Here is a 26843-nt window from a genome sequence, read left to right as displayed (position 1 = left end):
ACTCGCCGCCCGGCGCCGCCCGGCACCCGGGGCACGCGAGAAGCGCGCCCGCGGTCACTCGGGCCGGTTGCCCGCCTCGCCGTTGATCGTGAACAGCGTCGTGACGCCCTCGTACATGACATGCGCGACGAGCCCGTCGACCGCGTGGGGGAGCGTGTGGCAGTGGTCGCTCCAGATGCCGGGGTTGTCGGCGACGAAGGCGAGGTCGTACGTCTCGCCGGGGTGCACGTCGAGGGTGTCGACGACCCACGGGCTGCCCGAGGCGGCGACCCCGTCGCGCGCGAGCACGACGACGTGGTGGCCGTGCAGGTGCATGGGGTGCACGTCGCCCGAGTCGTTGCGGACGTGCATCGCGACGACGTCGCTCTCGGCGACCTCGAACATGGGCACGTCGGGGAACATGCGGCCGTTGATCGTCCAGAAGTTGCCCGGGCGGCCGTCGATGATGCCGAACCGGCGTGAGATCACGTAGTCGAAGCTGCGGTCGGGCGAGGCCGCGTCGAAGGTGAGCGGCTCCGGCGTTCCGTAGGCGAGCAGGTCGAGGGTCGTCGACGGCTGGCGAACCGGCGGGGCGGATGCCTCGGCGGACGCGTCGCCGATGACGATGCTGCGGGCGCCGCCCACGTGCAGCCGCACAGCGCCGCGGTCGGGCGCCCGCACCGCGACATCCACCCTGCCGCCCGCCGGTACGAGCACGCGCTGCCCCTCGATCTCGCCGGGCTCGTGCACGTCGTGGCCGTCGACGGCGACGACGCGGAACGGTGCTCCCGCCCACACGGCGGCGGTGCCCTGGTCGGTGTTCACGACGCGCACCCGCACCGTCGAACCGGGCGGCGCCGAGACGCGCTCGTCGGCGACGCGGCCGTTCAGGGTGTGCTGGCCGCCGTAGATGTGCAGCAGCGCGGTGACGTCGAGCGGCGAGCCGTCGGTCGGGGCGGCGATCCGCCCGTCCGGCTCGGCCGGTTCGATCACGATCGCGCCGAGCAGTCCCCGCTCGACCTGCACGTGCGACACCTGGTGCGAGTGGTACCAGTAGGTGCCGGCGTCGGCCGCGACGAACCGGTAGACGTGGCGGCCACCGACGGGCACGGCGTCCTGCGTGATGCCCGCGACGCCGTCGGCGGCGTTCGGCACGTCGATGCCGTGCCAGTGCAGCGTCGCGCCGTCGGCCACCGACTCGTTCACGAGCACGACCTCGACGAGGTCGCCCTGCCTGGCGCGGATCTCGGGCCCCGGTGACGTGCCGTTCACCGTGTAGCCCTCGATCGACCGGCCGCCGGGCACGTCGACGGTGCCCTGCCGGGCGACGAGTTCGACGCGCACGTCGGCCGGGCGGTCGGGGTCGGCGGCGAGGTCGGTCACGCTCACGGTGTCGAGCAGGCCGGATGCCTCGGCGGCGCCGCCCGCCGCGGCGCCCTGCCCGCCGTGGCCCGCGTGCCCGGCTCCGCCGGTCGTACCTCCCGAGCCCATGCCCATGACGGAATACTCGCCCAGCAGCGTGGAGCTCCACGCGAGCGCACCGGCGCCGAGCGCGGTCGCGACCGCGACGCCGACGACGGCGCACCGCAGGAGGTCACGCCGCGACGGCATCGGTGCTCGCCCCCTCGGAGCGAGACCCCGACGCGGCGTCGGCACTCGCCCGATCGGCCAGTCGCGCCCGGCGCACGCGCAGCGCGGCGACGGAGGCCGCCACCACGATCGCGAGCGCGTTCGCCCCGTGGATGAGTCCGAGGTAGGGCGAGCCGACGATCGCGAAGCCGAGCGTCACCTGCAGCGCCACGAGCCCGAGCGTGAGCGCCGCCCACAGCTTCGCCCCGCGCACGCGCACGAAGAACGACACGATCACGAGGGCGAGCGCCACGAGCGGGATCAGCAGGCCTCCGACGAGCCCGTGGATCATGAAGCCGAGTTCGCCGACGCCGCCGGCCTGGAAGCTCTCGAGCAGCGCCTTGTCGACGACGCCGCCCTCGGCGATGAGATTGAGCATGCCGCCGAACGCGAACGCGATCGCCGCGGCCTGCACGACGACGGCGCCCGCGACGGTCCAGGCGAGGCCCGAGTACAGCTTGCGCATGATGCCTTCTCCTTCGTGCGGCGCCGGTCCGCGGCATCCGCTCGCCTTCGACGGTCGCGGAGTCCGGTCGGCGCCGGAACACGGCGGGCCGGATGCCTCGTGGCGGTGCACCGCACGCCGGATGGAGGCTGGCCCCCAAGGGCGGGTACGGACCGCCCCCTCCCGCGCGATGCCCGACAGGAGGACGATGGAACCGTGAACCGCAGGTGGGTCTGTCTCGCGACGCTCGGCCCGATCGGGGTCGCCGCGCTCGTCTACATCGTCGTGCAGCGCGGCTTCGTCGAGGCCGACGCCGACCACGGGCTCGCATGGCCCATCCTCGGAGCCGTGCCGCTCTTCGTGCTGGGCCTGTGGCTGCTCACCGTCTCGAGGTCGCGCACGGCGGTGCTCATCGCGCTCGCGGCGACGGCCATCCTCGTCGGGTCGGCATACGAGACGTTCGTGCAGCGCAACATCGAGCTCATCGTGGAGCCGTGGTTCCCGCTGTTCAACATGATCGGCCTGACGGCCGACGCGGCCGCCACGTCGGCGTTCCTCATCGTCTTCGCGACGTTCCCCGACGGCGTGCCCGAGCGGCGCTGGCAGCGCGTCCTCGTCGCCTTCCTCTGGATGCCGATGCTCGTGGGACCGCTGACGCTGCTCACCTCGCCGCACCTCGTGATGTCGCCCTACATCGGCATCTCGGGCGACGGCATCCCGAACCAGTACGCCGTGCCGTGGCTCGAGTGGGCGGCGCCGTTCGTGTACGCGGTCTTCGTCCAGTCGTGGCCCGCGGTTCTCCTCGCTCTCGCGGTGCTCGGCTCGCGTGCGCTGTTCGGCGCGCCCGAGGTGCGTGCCCGCACTCGATCGATGGCGATCACCGTCGTGGCCTCGGCTGCGGCGTTCCTCCTGTGGCCGGTGCTGCCGTGGCCCGGAGTCGGCGAGGTGATCGTCTACGCGACCCTCATCGCCATCCCGATCGTCGCCGTGCACGGCATCTTCCGCTACGGCGCCTTCGACGTCGCCCCCGACGACCGCGGGCGAGCCGTCTCGCGTTCGTCGAACCTGCTCATCACGGTCTTCTACGGCATCGCGGTCGCGACGCCGGCCATCCTGCTGTCGGGTCGGCTGCGCGTCGTGCCCGCGGTGCTCATCACCGCGCTCGTCGCGATCGCGCTGCTGCCGGTGCGCACGTGGATGCAGCGCTGGATCCACCGCCGGCTCTTCGGCGACCGCGAGCGGCAGTTCGAACTGCTCAGCGAACTGGGTGCGCGCCTCGAGGAGGCGGGCGAGCCCCGCGACCTCCTGAACCGGCTCGCCGAGGCGGTGCGCGACGGCCTCGATGCCTCGTGGGTGCGCATCCGGCTCGCGTCGGGCGACGGCGGGCTCGCCGCGGAACCGCTCGGCGTCGCCGGCGAGGACGGGGGAGCCGCCTCGCCGGCGCTCGCCGCCGAGCTCGTCCGCGGCGACGAGACCCTCGGCAGCATCGAGGTCGGGCCGCGCCATCACGGCGACTACAACGACGCCGAGCGCGCACTGCTGCGCACGGTCGCCGGCCAGGCCGCGGCATCCGTGGCGAACGTGCGCCTCACGGCGCAGCTCGCGGCGCAGCTCGAAGAGCTGACCGCCTCGAGGGAGCGGCTCGTGGCTGCGCAAGACGACGAGCGCCGGCGTCTCGAACGCGACCTGCACGACGGCATCCAGCAGAACGTGGTGGCGCAGATCGCGGGGCTGCGCCTCGCCCGCAACCGGTTGGAGCGCGGTCAACTCACCCCGGCCGAGCTCACCGAACTGCAGGACCAGGCCCGCGAGACGCTCACCGACCTGCGGGAGCTCGCGCAAGGGATCCACCCGCCCGTGCTGAGCGACAACGGGCTCGTCGCCGCCGTCGAGTCGGGTGTCGCGCGGTACCCGATCGCGCTCTCGGTCGACGCCGACGCCGCGGTGCGCGCCGAGCGGTACCCCGAGGATGTCGAGACGACCGCCTACTACGTCGTGCGCGAGGCGCTCGCGAACACGGCGAAGCACGCCGACGCGATGCACGCGACGGTGGTGCTCGCACGGTCGAACGGGCATCTGCGCATCTCGATCAGCGACGACGGTCGCGGCATCGGGGCGCCGGCGGGCGGCGCGGAGCCGGTGTCGCACGGCGGGCTCGCGAACATCCGGGACCGGGTCGCCGCACTCCGGGGGACGGTGCGCGTGTCGGCACGCGAACCCTCCGGCACGACCGTGCTCGTGGAGCTGCCGGTCGACGGGGTGGCCGGCGAGGAGCCGCCCGCGGCGCAGGGAGGCGCGCATGGATGACCCGGGCGTGCTGCGCGTCGTGATCGCCGAGGACAACTACCTCGTGCGCGAGGGGCTGCGGCGCCTGCTCGAGGACTCGGGCGAGGTCGACGTGGTCGCCGCGGTCGGCAACGCCACCGAGCTGCTCGATGCGGTGCGCCGCCTCGCGCCGCATGCGGTGCTCACCGACATCCGGATGCCGCCGAGCCACCACATGGAGGGCATCGAGGCCGCGCACGCCATCCGTGCGTCGTCGCCCTCGACCGGGGTGGTCGTGCTCTCGCAGCACGCCGACGAGAGCTACGCGCTCGCCCTGTTCGCCGACGGCTCGGCCGGCCTCGGCTACCTGCTGAAGGATCGCATCGGCGACCTCGAGGACCTCGTGCACGCGCTCCGAGAGGTGTGCACCGGCGGTTCGGTGATCGACCCGCAGATCGTCGACACCCTCGTGCGCCGCCGCACGGCGTCAGGGGCATCGAGCCCGTTGGCGCGGCTCTCGGCCCGTGAGCTCGAGGTGCTCCGCGAGATGGCCGCGGGAAAGACGAACGCCGGCATCGAGCAGTCGCTGTTCCTCTCGACCTCGACCGTCGAGAAGCACGTGAACGCGATCTTCACGAAGCTGCGGTTGCCCGAGTCCGGCGTGCATCGGCGGGTGGCGGCGGTGCTCGCCTTCCTGAAGAACGACGGCGCCGGGGGCGCCGACGAGGGCCGGGATCGGTGAGTCCGGGCTCAGCCGGCGCGCCCGACGGCTACTTCGCGGGCGCCGGCGCATCCGCCTGGGCCGAGAGCCACTCGGCGAACGTCAGGGTCGACAACCGGGCGCCGGGGCTCTCGGGCACGAGCTCGGTGCCGCGCAGCTTCGTGCCGAAGTAGGGCGCCTCGGGGTCGCCGACGACGATGCGCGCGTCGCCCTTCGCGGCGAGGCCGGCGCGGACGAACTCGTCCTGGCCGATTCGCTCGGGCCCGCCGATCTCGAGGGTGCCGTTCAACGGTGCGCCTGCGGCGACGCGGGCGACCGCTGCTGAGACGTCGGCGGCGGCGATCGGCTGCATCAGCCCCGTCGACAGGGTCGCGACGCCGTCGACGGTCGCCTCGTCGGCGATGCGGGTCGCGAACTCGAAGAACTGCGTGGCCCGCACGATCGAGTACGGCTGTCCCGACTCCTCGATGAGGTGCTCCTGCGCCACCTTGGCGCGCAGGTAGCCGCTGTGCGGCAGGCGCTCGGCGCCGACGATCGAGAGCGCGACGTGGTGGCCGACGCCCGCTCGGCGCTCGGCCTCGAGCAGCGTGCTCGTCGAGGTCGTGAAGAAGGCGAGCACGTCGTCGTCGGCGAACGACGGCGAGTTCGAGACGTCCACCACGACATCGGCGCCGGCGAGCGCCGCGGCGACGCCCTCGCCCGTGATGGTGTTCACGCCCGTGCCTGGCGAGGCGGCGACCGCTTCGTGTCCGTGCTCGGCGAGCAGTTCGACCACCTTCGAGCCGATGAGGCCCGTTCCTCCGATGACGACGATCTTCATGACTGGTGCCTTCCGTCCCGGGCTGCGGCCGATCCGCCGCCCTCACACAGCTCTGACCGGACACGCCGCGCGGTTGTGACGGATTCGACGGAGTCGGTCGATCTCGTCGGCCGGCCGTCGACCGCGCCGTTCACCGGACCGTCGGCCGGCCGTTCCAGTGGGCGAGCTTCGACGGCGCCGTCGACAGCCACAGCCCGTCGATCGCGTCGCCGCCGTCGACGCCGAGCACGCCGATCACTTCGCCGTCGACCTGTCGAAGCACGAGTCCCGGGCAGCCGTTGACCTGCGACGCCTCCAGCGAGGCATCCACCCCGTTCGTCAGCCGCTCGACGAGGGCGCGCACCACGCTGCCGCGCCCGACGAGTTCGCCGCCCGTCTCGTCGCCCGTGTCGATGACGAGCCGCACGTCGCGGTGCAGGCAGGCCGTCAGCGCGACGTCATCGCCCGTTCGCAGCGCCGCGAGAAGCCGGGCGGCCGGTTCACGAGGCGGCACGGGAAGCCAGCGCGCCGAGCTTGTCCGGGTTCATCATCCAGAGCACCTGGTCGATGCCGTCGCGACCCGTGACGATCGTGATCACGGCGAACGTCGCGCCCTCTTTCGAGAGCAGCACCGACGGCTGACCGTTCGTCTCGGCCTCGGTGAGGTCGACGCCGTCCCAGAAATGGGTGTGGAACGCGCGCACGAACTTCGCCACGCGCTCTCGCCCCACGACCGGCACCTTCGATGCACGCACGACTCCGCCGCCGTCGGAGTACGACACGACGTCCTCGGCGAGCAGTCGCTCGAGCGCGACGAGGTCGCCCGTCTTCGCCGCGGCGAGGAAGGCGGTGAGCAGCCGCCGCTGCTCCGACGCCGGCACCGCGCGGCGACGGTCGCCCGCGAGGTGCTTGCGGGCCCGGCTCACGAGCTGGCGCGCCGCAGCCTCCGAGACCTGCACGATCTCGCAGATCTGGTCGTAGGGGTACGCGAACGCCTCGCGCAGCACGTAGGCGGCGCGTTCGGTCGGGCTGAGCCTCTCGAGCATGACGAGCACCGCGAAGCCGAGCGCCTCGGCACGCTCCGCGCCGAGCGTGGGATCGGCGCTCGTGTCGACGGGTTCGGGCAGCCACGGCCCGACGTAGGTCTCGCGGCGGGCGCGCGCCGACTGCAGCGCGTTGATCGCGAGTCGCGTCGTCGTGGTCGCGAGGAACGCCGCCGGATCGTCGACGACCGTGCGGTCGGTGCCCTGCCAGCGCAGCCACGCGTCCTGCACGAGGTCTTCGGCCTCGCTTGCGCTGCCGAGCATGCGGTAGGCGATGCCGAACAGCCTTCCGCGCACGCGCTCGAACGCGGTCAGGGCGTCGTCGAGGTTCGCCTCCATGCGGGCTCCCGTCGGTCGGAGGGGTGGGACTGCAGCCGTCTCGCTGACTGAGACCGGATGCCTCGTGCGAATGTGACGGCTTCGCCGGAATCGGTGTGGGAGATATTCCGGATGATACGTCGGGATGCCTCGGGCGCGGGCCCGAGGCATCCCGGCACCGGCGCGCGGCACAGCGTTCGGGATCTCGCGGTCTTCAGTGCCATCCGTCCGTGACATCGACCGGGGTGCGGGGCAGGCTGGGGCGCATGGGCAAAGTGACGATCTCATTCGAAATGACGCTCGACGGGGCTTTCGACCAGATGGAGCACTGGTTCGACGAGAACGATCCGGGGCTGCAGCGGGCGAGCGACGAACTCGTGTTCGGGGCCGACGCCGTGCTGCTCGGACGACGCAGCTACGAGTTCTTCCGCGAGTACTGGCCGGCGCAGACCGACGAACGGGGCTTCGCCGCGCACTACAACGCGCTGCCGAAGTACGTCGCGTCGACGACGCTGACCGAGCCGCTCGACTGGAACTGCACCCTCATCGAGGGCGATGTCGCCGAGTACGTGCGCGGGCTCCTCGACCGGTACGACTCGATCATCTCGCACGGCTACGGCGATGTCGCGGCCGCCCTCGTCGATGCGGGGCTCGTCGACGAGGTGCACGCGGGAATCCACCCGTTCATCGTCGGCAACGCCGAGGACCGGCTGCGCTCGCCGCATCCCGTCGGCCTGCGACTGCTCGACACGCAGGTGTACGACTCGGGCATCATCGCGGCGAAGTACGCGCCGTTGCGCTGAGTTCGAGGCGACCGCGCCGAGCGACGAGCGCTGACCGGCAGAATGGGCGGATGCGCCTGCACGACGACGAGCTGCACATCGACGCCGCGCTCGTCGCTGCGCTGCTGCGCCGCGAGCGGCCCGCGTGGGCCGAGCTGCCGATCGTCGAGGTGGGCGCCGGCACCGACAACCACATGTTCCGCCTGGGCGACGACCTGCTGGTGCGGATGCCTCGCACGAGTGACAAGGCGGCGTCGCTGCGCAAGGAGCGGGAGTGGGTGCCGCGGCTCGCGCCGCGGCTGACGCTTCGCGTGCCGTCGCCCGAGCACGCGGGTGAGCCGAGCGGCGAGTACCCGTCGGAGTGGGCCGTCGTGCGCTGGATCGACGGCGCCGTGCCCGACGCGCACAACGTCGAGGACTGGGCGACGTTCGGCGCCGACCTCGCGACGTTCGTCCGCGAGCTGCACGCGATCGACCTGATGGGCGCCACCCGAGACGGCGACCTCAGCTGGTACCGCGGCGGAAGCCTTCGCGATGCCGACCGGTGGATCGGCGGCTACTTCGACGAGTGCCGACCGCTCGTCGGGCACGACCTCGACATCGACCTGCTCGAACGATGGTGGCGCGCGGCGGTGGAGCTGCCCGATTCGACGGCCGGCCCCGTGTGGCTGCACGGGGACCTGCGCCCGGGCAACCTCCTCGTGCGCGGCGGCCGCCTGCACGCCGTGATCGACTTCGGCGCGCTCTCGGTCGGTGCACCCGACGCCGAGCACGCGGCGGTCTGGGACCTGCCGGCCGAGGCCCGCGACGCCTACTTCGCGGCGGCGCAGCTCGACGAGGCGACCTGGCTGCGAGCCCGCGCCTGGGCGATCGGCGTCGCCGTCTCGGGCGTCGCGTACTACTGGGAGACGTTCCCCGAGTTCGTCGCGGAGTGCCGGGCGCGGCTGCACGCCGTGCTCGCCCGCTCGCGCTGAGCCGCCGCTCCCGACCCGGTGGGCCCGCGAGGTCGGCGCCGGCATGGTCCGACCACCTGTGCCGGTTCCGCCTCATCGTGAGGGGGAACCGGCACAGCTCGAGTGGACGACCCGCGGTCCGACGACCGGTGCCCTTCCGCTCGCACGAGCCGAAGGGCACCGGTTCAGCCGGTGGTGTCGAAACGGCGCCGCGCGCCTGCTCGACCGACCGGAGTGCTACTTCGCCGCGTAGATGCCGAACTCCCAGATCGAGTAGCCCCACGTGGTCTTGCGGTCGATGCCCTGCATGCGCACGTACTGCACCGGGTCGGCCTCGTCGACCGTGAACAGGTCGAGCGCGCAGGTCGAGTCGTCGACCGTGCGGATCGTCGTCCACGTCACGCCGTCGTTCGACGTCTGCAGCTCGTAGGCGTTCGCGCAGGCCGACTCCCAGTTGAGGGTGATGCCGCGCACGACCGTCGGCTCGGCGAGCTTCACCTGCACCCACGAGTCGTCGCTGTAGCCCGATGCCCAGCGCGTCGACAGGTTGTCGTCGTTCACGTTCTTGGTGCCGAACTGCGGCACCTCGACGCTCGACGCGGTCGCCGTGCCCTTGGGCGCGACGTTCACGACGTCACCGGCCTCCCACATCGCGAGGGTGAACCCGATGCGGCCGTGGAACACGTCGAGCACGCCGTCGGCGATGCGCACCTTGGCCTTGCCCCAGGTGTTGTCGGCCGGATCGACCACGATCGCGGCGGCCTCGGCGGCCGTCGCCTTCGCCGCGGTCGCGAGCGAGGCAGAGGAGGCCTCGTCGCCGTCGATCCTCGCCTGCACGGCGTCGAGCAGCGTGACGGTCGCCTCGCCCCACAGGGTCGTCGCGTCGAGCCATGGGCTCGCGTCGGAGAGGAACGCCGGGTCGGTCGGTCCGCTCCGGATCGCGTCGGGCGCCTCGGCGATGGCGACCGCGTACTCGCGCAGGTCGGCGACGGCGCCGGCCTTGTCGCCGGCCTCCCAGCTCGCCCAGAAGGCCGCGATGCGGGCGTTCAGCTCGGGCGACTGCGGCTGCCACGGCGCTCCGAAGCTCGGCGCGAGGTGGTTCAGGTCGGCGAAGACGCGCAGCGCAGCGGCGGTCGAGGCATCCCCGTTCGCGATGAATCGCAGTGCCTGCGACCAGTTGTGCTCGGCGTCGTACGCCTCGTCGTTCCACGTGAAGTCGGCGACGCCGAAGATCGCGATCTTGCTCGCCGCGGCTTGGTTCATCGGGTTCGAGACGATGCCCGAGAGGTACTCGCCGAGGCCGGCCTCGCGCTTGTCGTACGGTGCGAGCAGCAGGCGACCGGAGGTCTGGCCGTAGTCGTTCACGGGGTAGTTGTCCCAGAGGAAGGTCGGACCGCCGAAGACCGTCGCGGCCTTCTGCGCCTGGGCGACCGTGACCTCCTGCGGCACGACGCCCTCACCGGTCCACATCACGACGACGTCCTCGTCCATGGCGCGCAGTGCGGTCTTGTAGCCCGAGTCGGTCGTGTTGTAGTACTCGGTCGGCACCATCTGCAGCGGGTACGCGCCCTCGTGGGTCTCGATGAACTCCTTCTGCACCCGGTCGAGGAACCAGGCCTGTGCGATGCCGGCGGTGCGGCCGCTCGGCGCACCGAACTTCGTGCGGTCGGCGTCGCAGTGCCAGCGACCGTAGTCGATGTCGTCGAGCGGGATGTTGAACGCCCGCACCCCGAGGTCGTACATCTGCTGCAGCTTGCCGGTGAGCGCCTGGTAGTCGGCGTCGCTCGAGTAGCAGACGGTGTTGCCGGGGGAGAGGGCGAACGTGAACCGCACGTGGTTGTCGGTCGCCGTCTGCACGAGGTCGCCGAGCTCGGCGAGCTTGTCGGCGGGGTACGGGTCGCGCCACTTGTCGCGGTGGTACGGGTCGTCCTTCGGGGCGTAGATGTAGGTGTTCGCCTTGACGTCGCCGTAGAACCCGAGCTGGTCGAGGCGCTCCTCGTGGGTCCACGGGTTGCCGTAGAAGCCCTCGATCGTGCCGCGCAGCGGCATCGACGGGAAGTCGCTCACCGAGGCGCCGGCGATGCGGTAGCCGCCGTCGTCCTTCGGCACGAAGAGCTGCTCGAGCGTCTTGACGGCGTAGAACTGGCCCGCCGCGTCGACGCCGCCGAGCGCGACGGTGCCGAGCGGACCGCCCGTGGCGTCGGCGCGGATCGCGTAGCCCTCGGCGTGGTCGGGAACGTCGGTCTCGCCGAGCGCGGCCTGGATGTCGCCACGCGATGCCGCACCCAACTCGATCGTGAGCGGGGCGGTGCCCGAGCGCTTCGCGCGCTCGTCGATGCGGTCGACGCCGTGGGCGGTGAGGGTGTCGCGCAGTGCGGCGAGCGCGGCGGCGTCGGTGCCGCCGTCGACGACGACCTCGACGCGCGCGGGCACGTTGAGGTCGGAGCCGGCGCGATCGATCGACTGCGGGGTCGGGCTCACCGTGGGCAGGGCACCGGCCGGTGGGGCCGCCGCGGCCGGGAGCGGTACGAGCACCCCGGCCAGGGCGACGGCGCACACTCCCGCCGTGGCCAACGTCTTGCGGATCGATTGCATCATTGCCTCCAACTTCTCGACGACTCTGTCTCTGGGTGACGCGGTTCGGGGCCTCGGATGCCGCGGCGCATGCCGCCGGCCGTCGGCGCGCAGCACGACGCATCGCGGTAGGGAACGCGCAGACGGAGCCGGAGTCCCGCGGCCAATCCCCGACCGCGGGACTCGCGCCACGGGAAGAAATCCCGCGCATCAGGCCCACTTTGTTGACTTAGTAAACTAAGTTGGTTCGAACCTATGCGATTCGTCGTCGAGGCGTCAAGGGGCAAGATGATCTCGTGCCCCCCGATGTCACCCGCGCGACCGCATCACGGGTGCCGCCCGCGACACACTTCGCCCGATCGAGGAGACCATGACCGTGAGCAACGCCGGCCCGCAGCGCAAGTCCGACCTCCTGCGCCGCTTCGCGAGTACGGGTGGACTCGACGCGCAGACGGCGATCCGCCGCGAGAACCTGCTGCGGGCGCTCGCACTGATCGCGCGCGAGCCGGCCCCGGTCACCCGCGCCGTCATCGCGCGCCGCACCGGGCTCACCTCCGCAACGGCGTCGTCGCTCGTGGCCGAGCTCATCGAGTTCGGGCTCGTCACCGAGACCGGCCCTGCCGAGAGCACGGGCGGCAAGCGCGCGACCCGTCTCGAGATCGACACCGAGACGCACCTCATCGTGGTCGCGGTCGTGCGGACCCGCGCGATCGACGTCGCACTCGTCGACCTCGCCGGGCGCACGGTCGCGAGCAACCGGGTCGAGCTCGCGGGAGAGGTCGAGGTCTCGGCGGTCGTCGACGCCGTGCGCTCGCTCCTGCGCGCTGAGGGGGCCGAGTCGCGCGTGCTCGCCGCGTGCGTGCAGGTGCCCGGCGTCACGGCCGACGGGGTCGTCGTCGACAGCGTGCAGCTGGGCTGGTTCGGCGTGCCGCTCGCGAGCCTCCTCGAGGAGGCGATCGGCGCACCGACCTCGGTCGTGAACGACGTCGATGCCGAGGCGCTGACCGAGGCCGCCGACGCTGCCGACGGCGCGATCCGCCTCGTCGTGCACCTCGGCGAGGGCGTCGGCGCCGCCGTCACGAACGGCGGCACCCTCATGGCCGGCGCGACCGGCCGGGCCGGCGAGATCGGTCACGTGCGGGTCGTCTTCGAGGGCGCGCGGGCGACGTGCCGGTGCGGCCTGTCGGGATGCCTCGAGTCGGCCGCCTCGATGAGCGCGATGCTCGGCGACGCCTACACCGACGAGTTCGACGAGCACGACACGAGCCTGCTCGCCTCGACCGCCGAGTCGCGCGAGCGCATGGCCTTCGGCGCGCGCGCCCTGTCTCGTGCCCTGCGCATCATGTCGGCGTTGCTCGACCCGCAGGAGGTCGTCATCGCCGGCGCCGCCCCCGCCCTCGGCCCGCACTTCCTCGGCACGGTGCGCGACGAGTTCGAGATGTACCCGGCCAAGGGCACCGCGCCCGTGCCGATCCGCTACGGCCGGCTCGAGCTCGGCCGGTACCTCGGCCCGGCGCGCTCGGCGCTCGCGCCGATCCTCGGTGACGCCCTGCCGCTGACGGAGCGCCCGGCTGCAGGCCTCGCCCCGGTGATCGGTGAGGTGCACTGACCGAAGACGTCGGTCGGGTCGGTCAGTCGTCACGTCTGTGCACCGGTCGTGCCGTGGCCGGCGGAACGCCGATCTCGTCGACGGTGTGTCCGGTGCACGGGATCGCGGTGACACGGGCCTGCTGGACTCGAGCGACCACGAACCAGCGCATCGCGTCGCGCAGTCGGCACCAGCCGACCAGGTACCACTGGCCGTTGGTCGATGCGAACAGCACCGGTTCGACGTCGCGCGAGGTGTTCGTGCCGTCGGCCGAGGTGTAGCGGATGCGGACCACCCGCTGTTCGGTCATCGCCTCCTCGAGCGCCGACCTGACCGCCCGCCGCGGCGGGGCCGGCGCGTCGACCCAGACGCGATCCGCCAGACGTCGGGCTCTGGCCCGGGCGGCGGGATCGAGCACGTCGAGGATCTTCTGCATTCCGGACGAGGCGAGGTCGGAGTAGGGGGCATCCGGGGCGGCGGACACCGCAGCCAGGATCGCGACCGCCTGCGCGGGGCTCAGGCTCACCGGTCGAAGCGAGGCGATCTCAGACAGCCCGTAGCCGCCGCCGGGGCCAGGACGGGACCACAGGGCCGCGCCGCTGCGTTCGAGGGAAGCCAGGTCTCGCTTGATGGTGCGGACCGAGACGCCGAACTCGGCAGCCAGTCGGTCGGCGGTTGCACCGCGAGACCCTTGACGGCGCAACATCTCCGAGAGCGCATGCAGGCGTTCAGCTCTCTTCACCAGTGAATCATCCCAAATTCATGCCAGAAACAGTGACACCCAGCTGTCCATGCCGTCAGCGAGGGTGGGAGGCATGACGAGTGATGAAACGGAACCGACCATCTTCCTGATCCCCGGCCACTGGCTGGGGGCCTGGGCCTGGGACGACGTCGTCGAACACCTGCGTGCAGCCCGACACCGCGCCATCGCGATGACCCTGCCCGGGCTCGATTCCGAGGACGCGCAGCGGTCGTCACGGACCCTGGACGACCAGGTCGACGCGATCGAGCGTGCGCTGGCGCAGGAGGCCGCGACCGCCCACCGGTCGGCGGTGATCGTCGCGCACAGCGGCGCGAACGCGCCGGTGAGCATGGTGCTCGACCGGCACCCCGAACGGGTCCGCCGCGTGGTCTGGGTCGACAGCGGCCCGCTCGCACCGGGCAGCGTCTTCGCCCCCGACGCCCCCGCCGACCTCGAAGAGCTCGCCCTGCCCCCGTTCGAGGCGCTCGCAGCGCAAGCCAGCCTCGACGGGCTGAGTCCCGACGACCTCGAGCGTTTCCGTCGCCGCGCCGTGCCCGAGCCGGGGCCCGTCCTGCGCCAGGCCGTCACCCTCACCGACGACGCGCGCCTCGACATCCCCACCACGCTCGTGTGCTGCTCCATCTCGAGTGGCCAGATCCGGGAGCTGGCCGCCGCAGGGCATCCGATGTTCGCCGAGGTGGCCCGGCTGACGCACGTCGATCTCGTCGACCTCCCCACCGGCCACTGGCCCATGTGGAGTCGGCCAGCAGACCTTGCGCAGGTCATCGCCTCGGCAGTCTCCCCGACGCGGTAGTCCGCACCGGACTGCCCGCCTGCCCGTCCGAGCTACTCCCGCGCGCGAATCCGCCCTCGCGTGAAGGGCAGCACCGGTGCGACGTACACGAGCGATTCCGGATGCCCCGGCCCGAGCCCGAACTCCGCCGACCCGAATCGCCACACCCGGTTGTAGAGGTAGACCCCGATCGTCGTCGCCCGGTCGGCCGGCACCTGCCAGGTGCCGACGCCCCACTGGCTCGGCTGGCCGCGCCCGCCGATGACGACGGTCGGCCTGACACCCCAGTAGAGCGCGAACCACGGCTTGTGCAGCGTCAGCTCGATGCGTCGGGCGGCCTGGGGAACCGGGCTCATCGGGTGGCGGCGGCGGGTGCGGGGGAGGCGTGGGTCACGTGGTGAGTCTAGGTGGAGGCGGACGGGTCGGCAGGAGGTCCGCCGCTCACTGCAGGTGCTCGAGCTTCTTCGGGTTGCCGATGCCGTGGATGGCCGCGATGCGGTCGCCCGCGAACTCGAGTGCGAGCACCGAGACCACTCGGCCGCGACGTCGCACGACGATGCCAGGCGCGGCGTTCACCTCGGCCGTCTCGAAGTCGAGGCCGCGCCCGCCGACGCCGCGCAGCAGTTGCCGCGCGACCGTCTCGGCGCCGACGACGACCTCGGTCGAGGCATCCGGATAGAAGCCGTTCGAGTCGAAGTGCCCCTGCGCGTCGCCCGCCAGCACCGAGATGAGCCCGTCGAGGTCGCCCTCGGCGGCGGCGCGGGCGAACCGCTCCGAGAGCCGTCGGGCGACGCCTGCGTCGACCGAGAACCGGGCGTCGCCGTGCGCGGCGATGCGCCGGCGCGCCCGCGACGCCGACTGCCGCGCGCTCGCGACGCTCACCCCGAGCACCTCCGACACCTGGTCGAAGCCGAGGTCGAACACGTCGTGCAGCAGGAACGCGGTCCGCTCGGCGGGCGTCAGCTGCTCGAGCACGACGAGCAGCGCCATGCGCACCGAGTCGTCGAGCGTGACGCGGTCTTCGGGCAGGGTGTGCTCGTCGGTCACGATCGGCTCTGGCAGCCACGGGCCGACGTAGGCGCGCCGCGAGTGCTCGTGCGCGCGCAGCCGGTCGATCGACAGCCGTGAGGCGACGGTGACGAGCCAGGCGCGCGGGTCGTCGAGCGGTTCGTCGCCGCGGGCGAGGAGGCGCACGTACGTCTCCTGCGTGACGTCTTCGGCGTCGGCGACCGAGCCGAGCACCCGGTAGGCGACGTCGCGCACCACGCGTCGGTGCTCGGTCCACAGCTCTGCGAATTCGGTCATGTCAGTACGACGATCCACCCGGGCCCGGTGTGACGGCAAGGGCCGATGTCACGTTCGCGAGGCCTGGATCGTCTCCCTGGTATGAACGAGATGCTCTCCGCACGACCGGCCGACTCACGACGGTCGGGCAAGGATGCCTCGGCCGGACCGCCCATGCGCCTGGTCCATGCGACCGAGCCGGTCGCCCGGGCGCTCGCCGGCCGGAGGTGGATGCCGATCTGGGCGGTGATCCGCCACCGGGGCCGCAAGAGCGGCACCGCCTACGAGACCCCGATCGCGATCGTGCCGACGATCGACGCCGCGATCGTGATGATCGGCCTGCCGTGGGGCGTCAACACGAACTGGGCTCGCAACGTCGTCGCCGCCGGCGGCGCATCACTGCGCTGGAAGGCGCGCGACGTCGAACTCGTGCACCCGCGCATCGTCGACGCCGCCGTGGCGCAGCGCCTCGCGAAGGCGCCCTTCCGCCGGGTGCTGGGCCGCTTCCCCGCGGCGATCGTGCTCGACCGGGCGGCTCCGCCGGTCGAGTAGGCACGCGGCGGTTGCCCGGCCGCCGCCGGTCGACGATCGACGATCGACGAGGAGTTTTCGCCGCACCTGTCACACGCGAGCGCGGGCCGGTGTCTTACCTGCATCGACGGAATGTTCCGGGAACCGAACACCGGCCGTCGACCACCGCAGGAGGACACGATGACCACCCAGACCCGCATTCCGCCGACCGAGCTCACGGGTGTCTTCGGCACGGTCGTGAAGGTCGCGGCCCGCCGCATGCTCGGCCAGGTGCCCGACTCGATGGGCGTGCTCGCGCACCATCCCGCGCTCATGCGCGCGTCGATGGGCATCGGGCGCAAGATCGAGGCGCTCGACGAGCTCGACGACAACCTCGCGAGCTACGCCGTGATGGCGACGGCGGCCTACATCGGGTGCAGCTGGTGCCTCGACTTCAACTACTACAAGGCGCACAACGAGCGCCTCGACGAGGCGAAGGCCCGGCAGGTGCCGGCCTGGCGCGAGGCATCCGTCTTCACGCCCCTCGAACGCAACGTCATGGAGTACGCGGAGGCGATGAGCCAGACCCCGCCCGCCGTCACCGACGAGCTGTCGGCGGCGCTGCTCGACGAGCTCGGCCCGGCCGCGCTCATCGAGCTCACGGCGAAGGTCGCCTTCATGAACATGAGCTCGCGCATGAACCTCGCCCTCGGCATCCACTCGGAGGGCTACGCCGATGCGTGCGCCCTGCCGCCGCTCGCGACGAGGGCGACGACGACGGATGCCCCGGCCGAGGTCGTAGGCTCGGCATCATGACCGACGACCCGTTCGTCACCCACCGCACCCTGCTCTTCACGATCGCGTACGAGATGCTCGGCTCGGTGGCCGACACCGAAGACGTGCTGCAGGAGTCGTGGCTGCGGTGGAACGCCGTCGACCGATCCGAGGTGCGCGAGGAGCGCGCCTACCTCGTGCGGATCGTCACGCGCCAGGCGCTGAACCACCTGCGCACCAAGTCGCGGCGCCGGGAGTCGTACGTGGGCGAGTGGCTGCCCGAGCCGCTGCTCACGAGCCCCGATGTCGCGGAGGACGTGGAGTTCGCCGAGAGCGTGTCGATCGCGATGCTGACCGTGCTCGAGACGCTCGGACCCACCGAGCGCGCCGTGTTCGTGCTGCGCGAGGTGTTCGACGTGTCGTACGACGAGATCGCCGACGCGGTCGGCAAGACGCCGGCCGCGGTGCGCCAGATCGCCCACCGCGCGAAGACGCACGTCGCGGCCCGGCGGCCGCGGGTGGCGGTCGACCGCGCCGAGCAGGAGGCGGTGGTCGCGCGGTTCGTCGCGGCGATCAACTCGGGCGACCTGCAGGGCCTCATGGACGTGCTCGCACCCGACGTGGTGTCGGTCGCCGACGGCGGCGGCTTCGTGCGCGGCGCGGCGCCGAGGCCGATCGTGGGCGCCGACAAGATCGCCCGGTACCTGATCGGCGGCCTCGCGAAGCTCGGCCTGCCGTTCGAGGCGCGACCGACCTGGGTGAACGGCCAGCCGGCGATCCGCGGCGAGATCGACGGCGCGCTCGCCGGGGCGATCAGCTTCGAGATCGAGGACGGGCGCATCACCCGCATCTTCTCGATCGCGAACCCCTACAAGCTCGGCCACCTCGACGAGGAGGCCGAGCTGTCGCGCTGACCGCCGACCCCGGTGGTCGAGGAGCGACGAAGGAGCGTCTCGGGGCCCCTGCGCTGCCCGATCCGCGGGATGATTGAGGGGAAGCACTCGCCACCAGAGGGAGGCGATCCCCATGGCCTTCGACACCCCGAACGGCACCCGCGGCGCGCGCAGCCCGGCCGGCACCCGGCTCGAGCGGTGGGGCAACCAGCGCATGGCCGAGCACATCCGCCGCAAGGGCGACCGGCGCGGCAACAAGCTCGCGCTCGTGACGATCGGCCGCAAGACCGGGCGGGAGCGCGTGACACCCGTGCGCTGGTTTCCCGAGGGCGACGGCGCGCGGTTGATCGTCGCGTCGGCGAACGGCGCCGCGAAGAACCCGTCGTGGTACTACAACATCGCGGCGCATCCCGACCGGGTGCGCATCGAGTTCGCGGGCAAGCGCATCGACGTCACCGCCGAGCAGCTGCACGGTGCTGAGCGCGCGGCGGCGTGGGCGCAGATCACGTCGACGGCGCACGGCTTCGCGAGGTACGAGCGCGTCACCGATCGGGAGATCCCCGTGATCCGGCTGACGCCACGCCGCACGCCCCGCACGGATGGCGCCGCATAACGCGCACGGCTCCCTACGATGGGCGGCGTGGACTTCTCCTTCGCCCTCACCCCCGACCTCATCGCCGTCTTCGTCACGCTGTTCGTGCTCGAGATCGTGCTCGGCGTCGACAACGTCATCTTCATCTCGATCCTCGCGTCGAAGCTCCCGAAGGAGCAGCAGGCCAAGGCGCGCAACCTCGGCCTGACGCTCGCGATGGTGATCCGCGTCATCCTCGTCTTCTTCGCCGGCTGGATCATCACGCTGAAGGAAGACGTCGTCGAGCTGTGGGGCATGGGCTTCTCGGTGAAGGACTTCATCCTGATCGCCGGTGGCCTCTTCCTCGTCTACAAGGCGGTCACCGAGATCCACCACAAGCTCGAGGGCGCGGAGGAGGAGCACGGTGCCGCGCCGAGGCGCATCACGTTCGGTTCGGTGCTCGCGCAGATCCTGGCGCTCGACATCGTCTTCTCGCTCGACTCGGTGATCACGGCCGTGGGCATGACCGAGAACCTGCTCGTCATCGTCACGGTCGTCGTGCTCTCGTTCGGCATCATGCTGTTCGCGGCGCGCTTCATCTTCACGTTCGTGAACCGCCACCCGACGGTGAAGATGCTCGCCCTGTCGTTCCTGCTGCTGATCGGCGTGTTCCTGATCGCCGAGGGCTTCGGGGTGCACATCGACAAGGCCCTCATCTACGCGCCGATGGCGTTCGCGATCCTCGTCGAGGCGCTCAACCTCCTCGCCGCTTCGCGCAAGGCGAAGCGCGAGCAGCGCCGCCGCGAGCCCGTGCGGCTGCGGCCGCAGTACCCCGACGTCGACGAGTCGGTGGCGGTGGCCGCGGCGCTCTCGACGGGGGCCGGCAAGGGATCGGTCGGCCTGTCGGGCCGCCCGGTCGAGGGCGAGCAGGATGCCTCGGAGGAGCGCGCCGGGCTCGGTTGATCGGTCCGCGACGAGCGACCCCTCGTCTCGGGCATTCGCTTCCGAAGTGCAATCGAAAGGTTGCACTCTGTTCTGAATAGTGCAACTATCAAGTTGCACAATTCAGAACGAGATTCGGAGGTCGTGACATGCTGCTCGAGAACAAGGTGGCCGTGATCCACGGCGGTGGCGGTTCGATCGGTGGAGCGGCAGCGCGGGTGTTCGCCCGCGAGGGCGCACGCCTCTTCCTCACGGGCCGGTCGCTGCCACGGCTCGAGGCCGCGGCATCCGCCGCCCGTGCAGCTGGCGCAGACGTCTCGATCGCCGTCGTCGACGCGATGAGCCAGGCCGAGGTCGACCGGCACGTCGACGAGGTGGCCGAGATCGCGGGTCGCATCGACATCGCCCTCAACGCGGTCGGCTTCGACCACGTGCAGGGCCTGCCGATCGCCGAGACCTCGCTCGACGACTACCTGCACCCCGTGGACGGCTACCTGCAGACGAACTTCGTGACCGCGAAGGCCGCCTCGCGGCACATGATCGCGCAGGGCGGCGGCGTCATCCTCACGATCTCGACGCCGGGCGCCCGGCTCACCGGTCGCGGGCTGCTCGGCAACGCGGCCCAGTCGGCCGGGCTCGAGGGGTTCTCGCGCGCGCTCGCGGGCGAGCTCGGGCCCGACGGGGTCCGCGTCGTCTGCGTGCGCCCGCACGCCATGTCGGATGCGCTCGCGACCTCGTACACGGGCGACATGTTCGGCCGCACCGCGGCGGCCGGAGGCATCCCCATCGATGAATGGCTCACCGGGCTGGCGGGCATGACGGTGCTGGGCCGGCTGCCGGTGCTCGACGACGTCGCGGAGTACCTCGCGTTCGCCGCCTCCGATCGCGCCGGCTCGATGACCGGCGCGATCGCGAACCTGTCGGCGGGGGCGCTCGTCGACTGAACCGGCACGCTCCTCGAGGGCACCTGTCACAAATCGGGCCGCTGCGGCGTCGTATGTGCAGAGGGCCTGAGAGGAGACCGACGTGTCGGCAACGCAGGAGCGTCGAACGGGATTCACCGAGCGGGCGGCAGAGCGGCTGGGCCGCACGACCGCGGGACGGCGTGGTGCGGCGTTCGTCGCGGAGCTGCGGGGTCGTGTCGTGCCGGTGCACTGGACGAACCTGTTCGGGGTGGTCGCGATGGCGTGCCTCGTGGTCATCACGGTGACGGGCGTCATCCTCATGTTCTGGTACACGCCGTCGAACGCGACGGTCGCCTACGACGGGCCCTACCCGACGCTGCTCGGGGCGCAGGTCTCGGAGGCCTACGCGTCGACGATGCGCATCTCGTTCGAGGTGCCCGTCGGCCTGCTCGTGCGGCAGGCGCACCACTGGGCGGCCCTCCTGCTGCCGGCGGCGATCATCGCGCAGCTGCTCGTGACGTTCTTCACGGGCGCGTTCCGGCGGCCGCGGCGCGCGGGGTGGGTGCTGCTGTTCCTGCTGCTCGTCGCGGCGCTCGCGGGCGGCTGGAGCGGGTACGCGCTGCCCGACGACATGCTGTCGGGCACGGGGCTGCGCATCGTCGAGGGCATCGTGCTCGGCATCCCGTTCGTCGGCACCCCGCTGAAGGACCTGCTGTTCGGCGGTGCCTTCCCCGGCGAGATCATCGCGCACCTGTACCCGCTGCACCTCGCCGTGGTGCCGCTCATGGCGGTGCTCATCGCGGTGCGCGCCGCGCTGCTCCTCCGGCACCGCCCTCCGCGGTTCGCGGGGCCGGGCCGCACCGGCGTGCCGCTGCTGCCGACCGCCGCGGCTCGGGCGGGCGGCCTGCTCCTCATCGTCATGGGGGTGCTGATGCTGATCTCGGCGACGGTCACGATCAACCCCATCTGGCTGTACGGGCCCGCTTCACCGGGCGACGCCGGCGCCGGAAGCCAGCCCGACTGGTACACCGGTTTCCTCGACGGGGCGCTGCGCCTGGTGCCGCCGGGCTGGGAGCTCGTCGCGTTCGACCGCACCTGGACGCTCGCCGTGCTCGCCCCGCTCGCGGTCGTCACCGCCTACCTCCTGCTCGTCGCCGCGTACCCGTTCATCGAGGAGTGGATCCTCGGCGATCACCGCGAGCACCACCTGCTCGACCGCCCCCGCAACACCCCGACGCGCACGGGCGTCGGGGTGGCGGGCGTCGTGTTCTACGGCGTGCTCTGGGGCGCGGCCAGCGCCGACGTCATCGCGGCCGCGTTCAGCGTCAGCATCGAGGGCGTGGTGCTCGTGTTCCAGCTCCTGCTGCTGGCGGGCCCGGCCGTCGCGTTCGCGCTCACGCGGCGAGTGTGCCTCGGCCTGCAGCGACGCGACCGCGACATGCTGCTGCACGGGTTCGAGACGGGGCGCATCGTGCGCCTGCCGGGCGGCGAGTACGTGGAGGTGCACGAGGAGCTCGACCGCGACGAGCGCCGGCGCCTGCTCGACGTCGACCGGCCCGCCACGGCCGCCATCGCGGCGGCCACGACCGCACCGCGCGGACGCCCGCTCGAGCGGCTCCGTGCGCGCCTCGCGCGGGTCTTCTTCGACAGCCGCCTCGAACCGGCCGACCCGCCGCACGATTCCGTCGACAGCGAACGGGATGCCTCGGATCTGCGCATTCCGGTCGGGTGAGCCCGTTCGGGGTTCAGAATCGGTACATGGTCGAGATCTCGGACGACGACTTCGAGCAGATGGTCTCAGAGGTCTACGACGCGCTGCCCGACGAGATGGTGCGCGGACTCGAGAACGTCGCGGTGCTCATCGCGAACCAGCCGCCGGGGGAGCGGCCGCGGCTCTTCGGGCTGTACAGCGGGCGCCCGCTGAAGACGCGCGGGGTCTACGGCTACGGCGAGCTGCCCGACCGCATCACGCTCTTCAAGAACAACATGCAGGCCTACAGCCCCGACCTCGACGCACTGCGCACCCGGGTGCGCATCACGCTCGTGCACGAGATCGGCCACTACTTCGGCTTGGATGACGCGCGCCTCGGGGAGCTCGGCTGGGCGTAGCCCCCTTCGCCGGGGCGGGCGAGGTTCAGGTGGATGCCTCGGCCGCGTCGGCCTCGGCGTGCCGGGCGGCGATCTCGGGCTCGAGCAGGTGCCGCTTCGCGGCCTGCAGCGTGTGCGAGTACCCGACGAGCTCGTGCCCGACGACCTCGATCACGCACGAGAGCGACACGAGCCCGATGACCGTGACGAGGGCGGTGAGGTCGCCACCGGGTTCGAGGTCGATCGGCGCCCCGGCGTCGACGACCGTGGCGATGACGACCGCGGCCACGAGCGGCACGAGGTTCGCGATGAAGAGCGGCACGTGCGTGAAGTCCATGGAGTGCATCAGCACGCTCCAGATGAGGAAGACGAGCACGACCACGCACGCGACCGGCACCGCGAGCGCGAGGGTGATCTGCAGCAGGCTGAGCTCCTGGTGCTCGACGCCGACCGCGGCGACGTGGAGTCCCGCGCCGACCGCCGCGATCGCGCCGAAGAGGGGCAGGTGCACGTACCGCCAGCCCCAGGTGCGTTCGGGCCAGCGCTCGAGGATCGTGCGCGACGGGACGAGGTAGTACGCCCACCAGAGCCCGGCGGCGATCACGAGCCCTGCGGCGACGATCGCGACCGCCGCGATCGACCATCCCTGCTCAGCGACGAGAGCGCCGACGGCTGCGACCGTTCCGGCGATGACCTCGCCGATCGTGATGAGGGTGAGCAGTCCGAATCGCTCGGCGATGTGACCGGCGTTCCACGGCGCCCGACCGAAGCGGCGCTCGAGCACGACCGGCGCGATGAGCTCGGCGGTCGCGAGCACGACGATCGCGGCGATGGTGGCGCCCGTCGGGATGCCGGGGATCGTCGTGAGCAGCCAGCCGACCTGCGCGACCGCGATCACGGCCGCGTACGCGAGGGAGGTTCGCCGATGCGCCGGGTCCTCGCGCGCGGCGCGCAGCCAGAGCGCGATCAGCGGGACGCGCATGACGATGTAGCCGGCGACGAGCAGCATGTTGTTCGGGCTGGCTCCGTGCGCGGCATCCTCGAAGCTGACGGGCAGCCCGAAGATGAAGATCACGACCCCGACCATCTGCGCGACGACGGCGGCCCGCACGAGCGCGTCGTCGTTGTCGTAGGCCGACGAGAACCAGGTGAAGTTGAGCCACGCCCACGACACCCCGAATACCGCGAACAGGTACGCGCCGATGCCCGGTCCGACCTCGCCGACGAAGAGCGCATGCGCGAGCTCGTCGGCCGCGGCGGCGAACGCGATGACGTACGTGAGGTCGTAGAGCAGCTCGAGCGGGGTGACGGCACGATGCGGTTCGTCGGGGTTGCAGCCCCGCATGGGGCGCAGGCGATGCCTGAGGTCGAGCCTGAGCTGCGCAGTGAGGGACGGCGTCGTCATGGGGAAATGATGCGCCGGTGCGCGCCGCGCGTCGAGACCCTCGGCTTGCTCCGTCAGTCGAATCGCGCCGGCTAGGGCGTGATGTCGATGTCGACGTTGCCGAACGTGAACGGGATCGTGAAGGGCTCGCCCGGGCCCGGCGGCTCGAGCGGAATCGCGAAGAACGAGACCATCGTCAGCGCCGCCCAGGCGAGCGTGCCGGCGATGATGATGACCACCGCGCGGTCGATGATGCGCAGGGCGGATGCCTCGGAGCGGCCAGGCCGCAGCACGAGGGTGATCGCGACGATGACCGCCACCGCGATCGCGATGAACACGATGGGGCTCGGATGCAGGGTGAGGTTCACGCACGCCGAGTCGGCGGCGGCCTCTTCGCTCACCGCGTCGAAGCAGCCGCCCTTGCTCGCCGTTCCGAGGATCGAGTACCCGAGCGCGGCGCCCAGGGCCGAGAGGAGCATTCCCCGGATGCGGCCGATGATCGTCGCGCCCGGCAGGGGCGAAGCGACGCCGGCGGGTGTTCGGTCGAGCGTCTCGGACATCCGGTCTCCCTCGGTTCGGGCTACCGGCATCATGGCAGCGGCAGGCGCCGCCTCGCTACCTCAATTCGTGCTCGACCCCTGCCCGATGCCCAGCCACCCGTCGGGGCCTTCGCGATGCTGCTGCGAGGAGGTTGCGCCCGAGCCATCCTTCATCGCCTGCAGTTGACGGTCGACCTCGGCCTTCGCCGAGAGCGTCGCGAGCTGCCGCTCGATGTCGGCGTCGGGGGCGGCGGTGAGGTCTTTGAGCGCCCCGCTGGCGAGCAACTCGTCGGTGGCGGCGGCGCGCGCCTGCATCTGCGCGACCCGATCCTTCGCCCGGTCGAGGCTGGCGCCGACGTCGTTGATGCTCGCGCCGATGCCGGCGACCGCCTCGTTCGCCTTCACCTGCGCCTCGGAGGCGGTGTAGGTGGCCTTGATGGTCTCCTTCTCGACGCGGAACGCGGCGACCTGCTCGGAGAGCTGGCGCTCGCGTTGCTGCAACTGCGCGGTCTGCTGCTGCAGCGCGGAGTACTGGTCCTGCAGCTTCGAGACCTGCGACTCGAGCAGCGCACGGCGCTCGAGGGCCGCCCGGGCGAGGTCTTCGCGCCCCTGTGCCATGGCCTCGCGGGCCTGCTCGCCGAGCCGCTGGAAGCGGGCGCCCATCTCCTGCCCCTGCAGGTCGATGCGCTTCTTCGCCGTCGCCACGTCGGCGACCGCCTGACGCACCTGCTGCAGCAGCTTCACCTGCTGCTCGTAGCTGTCGTCGAGGGTCTCACGCGGGTCCTCGATCTTGTCGAGGGCCTTCTTGGTCTTGCTGCGGAAGATGGTGCGGACGCGCGAGGTGTTGTCGCTCATGGTCGGGTCTCCTTCAGGTCGAACGTCTGACGTGGTCGGCGTGCGGGCGTGCTCTGGGGGTGACCCGGTGGCCGGGTCGGGGCGACGCGTTCTTCGCGACGGTTGAGCCGCTGCAGCTCGTCGACGCCGACGGCGAGGGCGGCGACCTCGCGTTCCATGTCGGCGTGCAGGGCGCTGAGCGTGTCGTCGGTGGAGCCGGAGAGACCGGATGCGACGGCCGAGCGCAGCCGGCGCACGAGCCCCGCGACCTGGTCGACACGATCGGCGGCGAGCGGAAGCTCGGCGGCGAGCACGGCCTGGTCGGTCTCGCTCTCGAGCAGTCGCAGCTGCAGGCCGAGCGCCTCGCCCTCGGTCTTGATGCGGCGGAAGAGCCGCGGCAGTTCGCCGTGCCCGCCGCCGCTCTGCGCGGCGAGGTCGATCGCGGCCTGTCCGCTGTCGAGGGTGTCGCCGAGTCGCACGCGCAGGGCGAGCACCTTGCGGCGCGGGCCGTGGCTGAAGCCGGCACGGGTGCGCAGCGCTGTGGCGGCGACCGCCCTGTTGCGGCGGATGCGCCGGTAGACGGCTCGCACGACGAGCGCGACCGTCGTGATCGCGACCGCGACGAAAATCAGGAACGCGATGAAGATGCCGAGCAGGACCTCCACGATCACCACCCCCCGTCGGCATGGTCGTGGCGGTCGGGCGCGGTGCCGCGCCGTTCGAGATTCAGGTTCATGGCCCCCGCCTTCGTCCAGTTGCGAGGCGGCATCCTCACCGCATCGCAAACGCGATATAACGCAATTTACGCTCGACTCGGCCGAAGCCCTAGCGCTCCCTGCGAATTCGGAGCGTGGGCGCCCGTCGCGTTCGGGGCGGTTGAGCGAGCGAGCCGCCCGCAGCGCACGCACAGTCGTGACATTCGTCTCTGCCGATGCCCGACGCCGATTCGTAGCGTCGAAGGCATGAACACGACCACACCAGCAGTCCAGCCGAACGCCGTCGCCGACCGCATCGGTGTCGACGCCCCGCCATCCCGCCGCCGGCTCGCACGGGCGGCGACCGTCGCCGTCGCCATCGTCTCGCCGCTCATCGTCTGGGTCTTCGCGGTACCGCTCGCCGGACTCGACCTCGTCGCCGGTTCGGGGACGACCGCGCAGACGATCACCCCGGCGTCGATCGTCGTCGCGGGCCTCGTCGCGGGTCTCGCCGCGTGGGGGTTCCTCGCGCTGCTCGAGCGATTCACCCGGCTCAGCGCCCGCATCTTCGGCATCGTCGGGTGGACGATGCTCGCCCTCTCGCTGCTCGGCCCGATCGGGGCGGGCGGGTCTGGGGCGGTGATCGTCGCGCTCATCGCGATGCACCTCGTCACGGGTGCGACGCTCATGGTCGGACTGCCGATCGCCGCCCGGCGCCGCCCGACCGCGACGGAGCTCTGAGTAGATTGGCTGACGGACCGAGCCCCATTCGGAGTCGAACCGGGATGCGTGA

The 26843-nt window shown here is 71.7% G+C and carries 28 protein-coding genes; 15 read left to right on the top strand and 13 right to left on the bottom strand.

Annotation, left to right across the window (positions count from 1 at the left end):
• Positions 1–54 precede the first annotated feature (54 nt).
• Positions 55–1590, bottom strand: a complete 1536-nt coding sequence (locus tag LR269_RS17060; protein ID WP_231431947.1) for a multicopper oxidase family protein — start codon at positions 1588–1590, stop codon at positions 55–57.
• Positions 1574–2074, bottom strand: a complete 501-nt coding sequence (locus LR269_RS17055; RefSeq protein WP_231431946.1) for a hypothetical protein — start codon at positions 2072–2074, stop codon at positions 1574–1576. The genes LR269_RS17060 and LR269_RS17055 overlap by 17 nt, the downstream gene beginning before the upstream one ends.
• A 195-nt stretch (positions 2075–2269) precedes the next feature.
• On the opposite strand from LR269_RS17055, the gene LR269_RS19060 reads away from it, so the two are divergent.
• Both LR269_RS19060 and LR269_RS17045 read left to right on the top strand, forming a co-directional pair.
• Positions 2270–4360, top strand: coding sequence for a sensor histidine kinase (locus tag LR269_RS19060; protein ID WP_231431945.1), 2091 nt, complete (start codon positions 2270–2272; stop codon positions 4358–4360).
• A complete protein-coding gene (locus LR269_RS17045; RefSeq protein ID WP_231431944.1) occupies positions 4353–5060 on the top strand; it encodes a response regulator transcription factor in 708 nt (235 codons plus the stop codon). The genes LR269_RS19060 and LR269_RS17045 overlap by 8 nt, the downstream gene beginning before the upstream one ends.
• Positions 5061–5088: 28 nt before the next feature.
• Here LR269_RS17045 and LR269_RS17040 read toward each other — a convergent pair whose 3' ends face one another.
• The 3 genes from LR269_RS17040 to LR269_RS17030 all read right to left on the bottom strand — a co-directional run bounded on the left by LR269_RS17040 (position 5089) and on the right by LR269_RS17030 (position 7220).
• On the bottom strand, positions 5089–5859 hold the full coding sequence (locus LR269_RS17040) for an SDR family oxidoreductase (RefSeq protein ID WP_231431943.1): 771 nt from the start codon (positions 5857–5859) through the stop codon (positions 5089–5091).
• 130 nt (positions 5860–5989) lie between these two features.
• Entirely contained in the window at positions 5990–6352 is a 363-nt protein-coding gene (locus LR269_RS17035; protein WP_231431942.1) for a hypothetical protein, read from the bottom strand.
• Positions 6339–7220, bottom strand: a complete 882-nt coding sequence (locus LR269_RS17030; RefSeq protein WP_231431941.1) for an RNA polymerase sigma-70 factor — start codon at positions 7218–7220, stop codon at positions 6339–6341. Before LR269_RS17030 ends, LR269_RS17035 begins: the two co-directional genes overlap by 14 nt.
• A gap of 245 nt (positions 7221–7465) precedes the next feature.
• On the opposite strand from LR269_RS17030, the gene LR269_RS17025 reads away from it, so the two are divergent.
• The gene (locus tag LR269_RS17025) at positions 7466–8002 is read left to right on the top strand and encodes a dihydrofolate reductase family protein (RefSeq protein WP_231431940.1); all 537 of its coding nucleotides are present in this window, start codon (positions 7466–7468) and stop codon (positions 8000–8002) included.
• 50 nt (positions 8003–8052) lie between these two features.
• Positions 8053–8955 carry an aminoglycoside phosphotransferase family protein gene (locus tag LR269_RS17020; protein ID WP_231431939.1) on the top strand — a complete coding sequence of 301 codons (903 nt, stop codon included), beginning with the start codon at positions 8053–8055 and terminating at the stop codon, positions 8953–8955.
• 216 nt (positions 8956–9171) lie between these two features.
• Here the strand turns inward: LR269_RS17020 and LR269_RS17015 are convergent, their stop codons facing one another.
• Positions 9172–11532, bottom strand: a complete 2361-nt coding sequence (locus tag LR269_RS17015; protein ID WP_231431938.1) for a beta-N-acetylglucosaminidase domain-containing protein — start codon at positions 11530–11532, stop codon at positions 9172–9174.
• Between the two features lie 346 nt (positions 11533–11878).
• Between LR269_RS17015 and LR269_RS17010 the strand changes: the two genes are divergently transcribed.
• Positions 11879–13117 carry an ROK family transcriptional regulator gene (locus LR269_RS17010; RefSeq protein WP_231431937.1) on the top strand — a complete coding sequence of 413 codons (1239 nt, stop codon included), beginning with the start codon at positions 11879–11881 and terminating at the stop codon, positions 13115–13117.
• Between the two features lie 22 nt (positions 13118–13139).
• Here LR269_RS17010 and LR269_RS17005 read toward each other — a convergent pair whose 3' ends face one another.
• Entirely contained in the window at positions 13140–13838 is a 699-nt protein-coding gene (locus tag LR269_RS17005) for a YafY family protein (protein ID WP_308191666.1), read from the bottom strand.
• Between the two features lie 73 nt (positions 13839–13911).
• On the opposite strand from LR269_RS17005, the gene LR269_RS17000 reads away from it, so the two are divergent.
• On the top strand, positions 13912–14652 hold the full coding sequence (locus tag LR269_RS17000; RefSeq protein ID WP_231432388.1) for an alpha/beta fold hydrolase: 741 nt from the start codon (positions 13912–13914) through the stop codon (positions 14650–14652).
• A 32-nt stretch (positions 14653–14684) separates the two neighbouring features.
• Here the strand turns inward: LR269_RS17000 and LR269_RS16995 are convergent, their stop codons facing one another.
• Both LR269_RS16995 and LR269_RS16990 read right to left on the bottom strand, forming a co-directional pair.
• Positions 14685–14987: a hypothetical protein gene (locus LR269_RS16995; protein WP_231431936.1), complete on the bottom strand. Its 303-nt coding sequence runs from the start codon at positions 14985–14987 to the stop codon at positions 14685–14687.
• A gap of 85 nt (positions 14988–15072) precedes the next feature.
• A complete protein-coding gene (locus LR269_RS16990; protein ID WP_231431935.1) occupies positions 15073–15936 on the bottom strand; it encodes a sigma-70 family RNA polymerase sigma factor in 864 nt (287 codons plus the stop codon).
• A gap of 81 nt (positions 15937–16017) precedes the next feature.
• Between LR269_RS16990 and LR269_RS16985 the strand changes: the two genes are divergently transcribed.
• From LR269_RS16985 to LR269_RS16950, 8 genes are all read left to right on the top strand, one after another.
• The gene (locus LR269_RS16985; RefSeq protein ID WP_231431934.1) at positions 16018–16467 is read left to right on the top strand and encodes a nitroreductase family deazaflavin-dependent oxidoreductase; all 450 of its coding nucleotides are present in this window, start codon (positions 16018–16020) and stop codon (positions 16465–16467) included.
• Positions 16468–16626: 159 nt separating this feature from the next.
• Positions 16627–17241 (top strand): carboxymuconolactone decarboxylase family protein, encoded by a 615-nt coding sequence (locus tag LR269_RS16980; RefSeq protein WP_231431933.1) that lies wholly within the window; start codon positions 16627–16629, stop codon positions 17239–17241.
• Positions 17238–18113, top strand: a complete 876-nt coding sequence (locus tag LR269_RS16975) for an RNA polymerase sigma-70 factor (protein ID WP_231431932.1) — start codon at positions 17238–17240, stop codon at positions 18111–18113. The genes LR269_RS16980 and LR269_RS16975 overlap by 4 nt, the downstream gene beginning before the upstream one ends.
• A gap of 112 nt (positions 18114–18225) precedes the next feature.
• Positions 18226–18705 (top strand): nitroreductase/quinone reductase family protein, encoded by a 480-nt coding sequence (locus LR269_RS16970; RefSeq protein ID WP_231431931.1) that lies wholly within the window; start codon positions 18226–18228, stop codon positions 18703–18705.
• 18 nt (positions 18706–18723) lie between these two features.
• A complete protein-coding gene (locus tag LR269_RS16965; RefSeq protein WP_231431930.1) occupies positions 18724–19626 on the top strand; it encodes a TerC family protein in 903 nt (300 codons plus the stop codon).
• 128 nt (positions 19627–19754) lie between these two features.
• The gene (locus LR269_RS16960; protein WP_231431929.1) at positions 19755–20549 is read left to right on the top strand and encodes an SDR family NAD(P)-dependent oxidoreductase; all 795 of its coding nucleotides are present in this window, start codon (positions 19755–19757) and stop codon (positions 20547–20549) included.
• 82 nt (positions 20550–20631) lie between these two features.
• The gene (locus LR269_RS16955; protein ID WP_308191665.1) at positions 20632–22242 is read left to right on the top strand and encodes a cytochrome b N-terminal domain-containing protein; all 1611 of its coding nucleotides are present in this window, start codon (positions 20632–20634) and stop codon (positions 22240–22242) included.
• Between the two features lie 26 nt (positions 22243–22268).
• Complete coding sequence (locus tag LR269_RS16950) at positions 22269–22619, top strand: metallopeptidase family protein (RefSeq protein WP_231431928.1); 351 nt, start codon at positions 22269–22271, stop codon at positions 22617–22619.
• Positions 22620–22644: 25 nt separating this feature from the next.
• Here the strand turns inward: LR269_RS16950 and LR269_RS16945 are convergent, their stop codons facing one another.
• From LR269_RS16945 to LR269_RS16930, 4 genes are all read right to left on the bottom strand, one after another.
• Complete coding sequence (locus LR269_RS16945; protein WP_231431927.1) at positions 22645–24003, bottom strand: low temperature requirement protein A; 1359 nt, start codon at positions 24001–24003, stop codon at positions 22645–22647.
• A 71-nt stretch (positions 24004–24074) separates the two neighbouring features.
• Entirely contained in the window at positions 24075–24542 is a 468-nt protein-coding gene (locus LR269_RS16940) for a hypothetical protein (protein WP_231431926.1), read from the bottom strand.
• Positions 24543–24602: 60 nt separating this feature from the next.
• Positions 24603–25376, bottom strand: a complete 774-nt coding sequence (locus LR269_RS16935) for a PspA/IM30 family protein (RefSeq protein WP_231431925.1) — start codon at positions 25374–25376, stop codon at positions 24603–24605.
• Positions 25373–26020 carry a hypothetical protein gene (locus tag LR269_RS16930; protein WP_231431924.1) on the bottom strand — a complete coding sequence of 216 codons (648 nt, stop codon included), beginning with the start codon at positions 26018–26020 and terminating at the stop codon, positions 25373–25375. Before LR269_RS16930 ends, LR269_RS16935 begins: the two co-directional genes overlap by 4 nt.
• 297 nt (positions 26021–26317) lie before the next feature.
• Here LR269_RS16930 and LR269_RS16925 point away from each other — a divergent pair, with 297 nt between their 5' ends.
• Entirely contained in the window at positions 26318–26791 is a 474-nt protein-coding gene (locus tag LR269_RS16925; RefSeq protein ID WP_231431923.1) for a DUF6069 family protein, read from the top strand.
• The last annotated feature ends 52 nt before the right edge of the window (positions 26792–26843 follow it).

This window comes from Agromyces sp. S2-1-8 (assembly GCF_021129215.1).
GTDB classification, from domain to species: domain Bacteria; phylum Actinomycetota; class Actinomycetes; order Actinomycetales; family Microbacteriaceae; genus Agromyces; species Agromyces chromiiresistens.
This window is presented reverse-complemented; position numbering and strand designations above follow the sequence as displayed.

What these genes read in the sequence shown, in the direction of transcription:
- LR269_RS17060 (WP_231431947.1), bottom strand. Translation starts at nt 1,590, where the DNA reads ATGCCGTCGCGGCGTGACCTCCTGCGGTGCGCCGTCGTCGGCGTCGCG.
- LR269_RS17055 (WP_231431946.1), bottom strand. Translation starts at nt 2,074, where the DNA reads ATGCGCAAGCTGTACTCGGGCCTCGCCTGGACCGTCGCGGGCGCCGTC.
- LR269_RS17045 (WP_231431944.1), top strand. Translation starts at nt 4,353, where the DNA reads ATGGATGACCCGGGCGTGCTGCGCGTCGTGATCGCCGAGGACAACTAC.
- LR269_RS17040 (WP_231431943.1), bottom strand. Translation starts at nt 5,859, where the DNA reads ATGAAGATCGTCGTCATCGGAGGAACGGGCCTCATCGGCTCGAAGGTG.
- LR269_RS17030 (WP_231431941.1), bottom strand. Translation starts at nt 7,220, where the DNA reads ATGGAGGCGAACCTCGACGACGCCCTGACCGCGTTCGAGCGCGTGCGC.
- LR269_RS17025 (WP_231431940.1), top strand. Translation starts at nt 7,466, where the DNA reads ATGGGCAAAGTGACGATCTCATTCGAAATGACGCTCGACGGGGCTTTC.
- LR269_RS17020 (WP_231431939.1), top strand. Translation starts at nt 8,053, where the DNA reads ATGCGCCTGCACGACGACGAGCTGCACATCGACGCCGCGCTCGTCGCT.
- LR269_RS17015 (WP_231431938.1), bottom strand. Translation starts at nt 11,532, where the DNA reads ATGATGCAATCGATCCGCAAGACGTTGGCCACGGCGGGAGTGTGCGCC.
- LR269_RS17010 (WP_231431937.1), top strand. Translation starts at nt 11,879, where the DNA reads ATGACCGTGAGCAACGCCGGCCCGCAGCGCAAGTCCGACCTCCTGCGC.
- LR269_RS17000 (WP_231432388.1), top strand. Translation starts at nt 13,912, where the DNA reads ATGACGAGTGATGAAACGGAACCGACCATCTTCCTGATCCCCGGCCAC.
- LR269_RS16995 (WP_231431936.1), bottom strand. Translation starts at nt 14,987, where the DNA reads ATGAGCCCGGTTCCCCAGGCCGCCCGACGCATCGAGCTGACGCTGCAC.
- LR269_RS16990 (WP_231431935.1), bottom strand. Translation starts at nt 15,936, where the DNA reads ATGACCGAATTCGCAGAGCTGTGGACCGAGCACCGACGCGTGGTGCGC.
- LR269_RS16985 (WP_231431934.1), top strand. Translation starts at nt 16,018, where the DNA reads ATGAACGAGATGCTCTCCGCACGACCGGCCGACTCACGACGGTCGGGC.
- LR269_RS16980 (WP_231431933.1), top strand. Translation starts at nt 16,627, where the DNA reads ATGACCACCCAGACCCGCATTCCGCCGACCGAGCTCACGGGTGTCTTC.
- LR269_RS16975 (WP_231431932.1), top strand. Translation starts at nt 17,238, where the DNA reads ATGACCGACGACCCGTTCGTCACCCACCGCACCCTGCTCTTCACGATC.
- LR269_RS16970 (WP_231431931.1), top strand. Translation starts at nt 18,226, where the DNA reads ATGGCCTTCGACACCCCGAACGGCACCCGCGGCGCGCGCAGCCCGGCC.
- LR269_RS16965 (WP_231431930.1), top strand. Translation starts at nt 18,724, where the DNA reads ATGGGCGGCGTGGACTTCTCCTTCGCCCTCACCCCCGACCTCATCGCC.
- LR269_RS16960 (WP_231431929.1), top strand. Translation starts at nt 19,755, where the DNA reads ATGCTGCTCGAGAACAAGGTGGCCGTGATCCACGGCGGTGGCGGTTCG.
- LR269_RS16950 (WP_231431928.1), top strand. Translation starts at nt 22,269, where the DNA reads ATGGTCGAGATCTCGGACGACGACTTCGAGCAGATGGTCTCAGAGGTC.
- LR269_RS16945 (WP_231431927.1), bottom strand. Translation starts at nt 24,003, where the DNA reads ATGACGACGCCGTCCCTCACTGCGCAGCTCAGGCTCGACCTCAGGCAT.
- LR269_RS16940 (WP_231431926.1), bottom strand. Translation starts at nt 24,542, where the DNA reads ATGTCCGAGACGCTCGACCGAACACCCGCCGGCGTCGCTTCGCCCCTG.
- LR269_RS16935 (WP_231431925.1), bottom strand. Translation starts at nt 25,376, where the DNA reads ATGAGCGACAACACCTCGCGCGTCCGCACCATCTTCCGCAGCAAGACC.
- LR269_RS16925 (WP_231431923.1), top strand. Translation starts at nt 26,318, where the DNA reads ATGAACACGACCACACCAGCAGTCCAGCCGAACGCCGTCGCCGACCGC.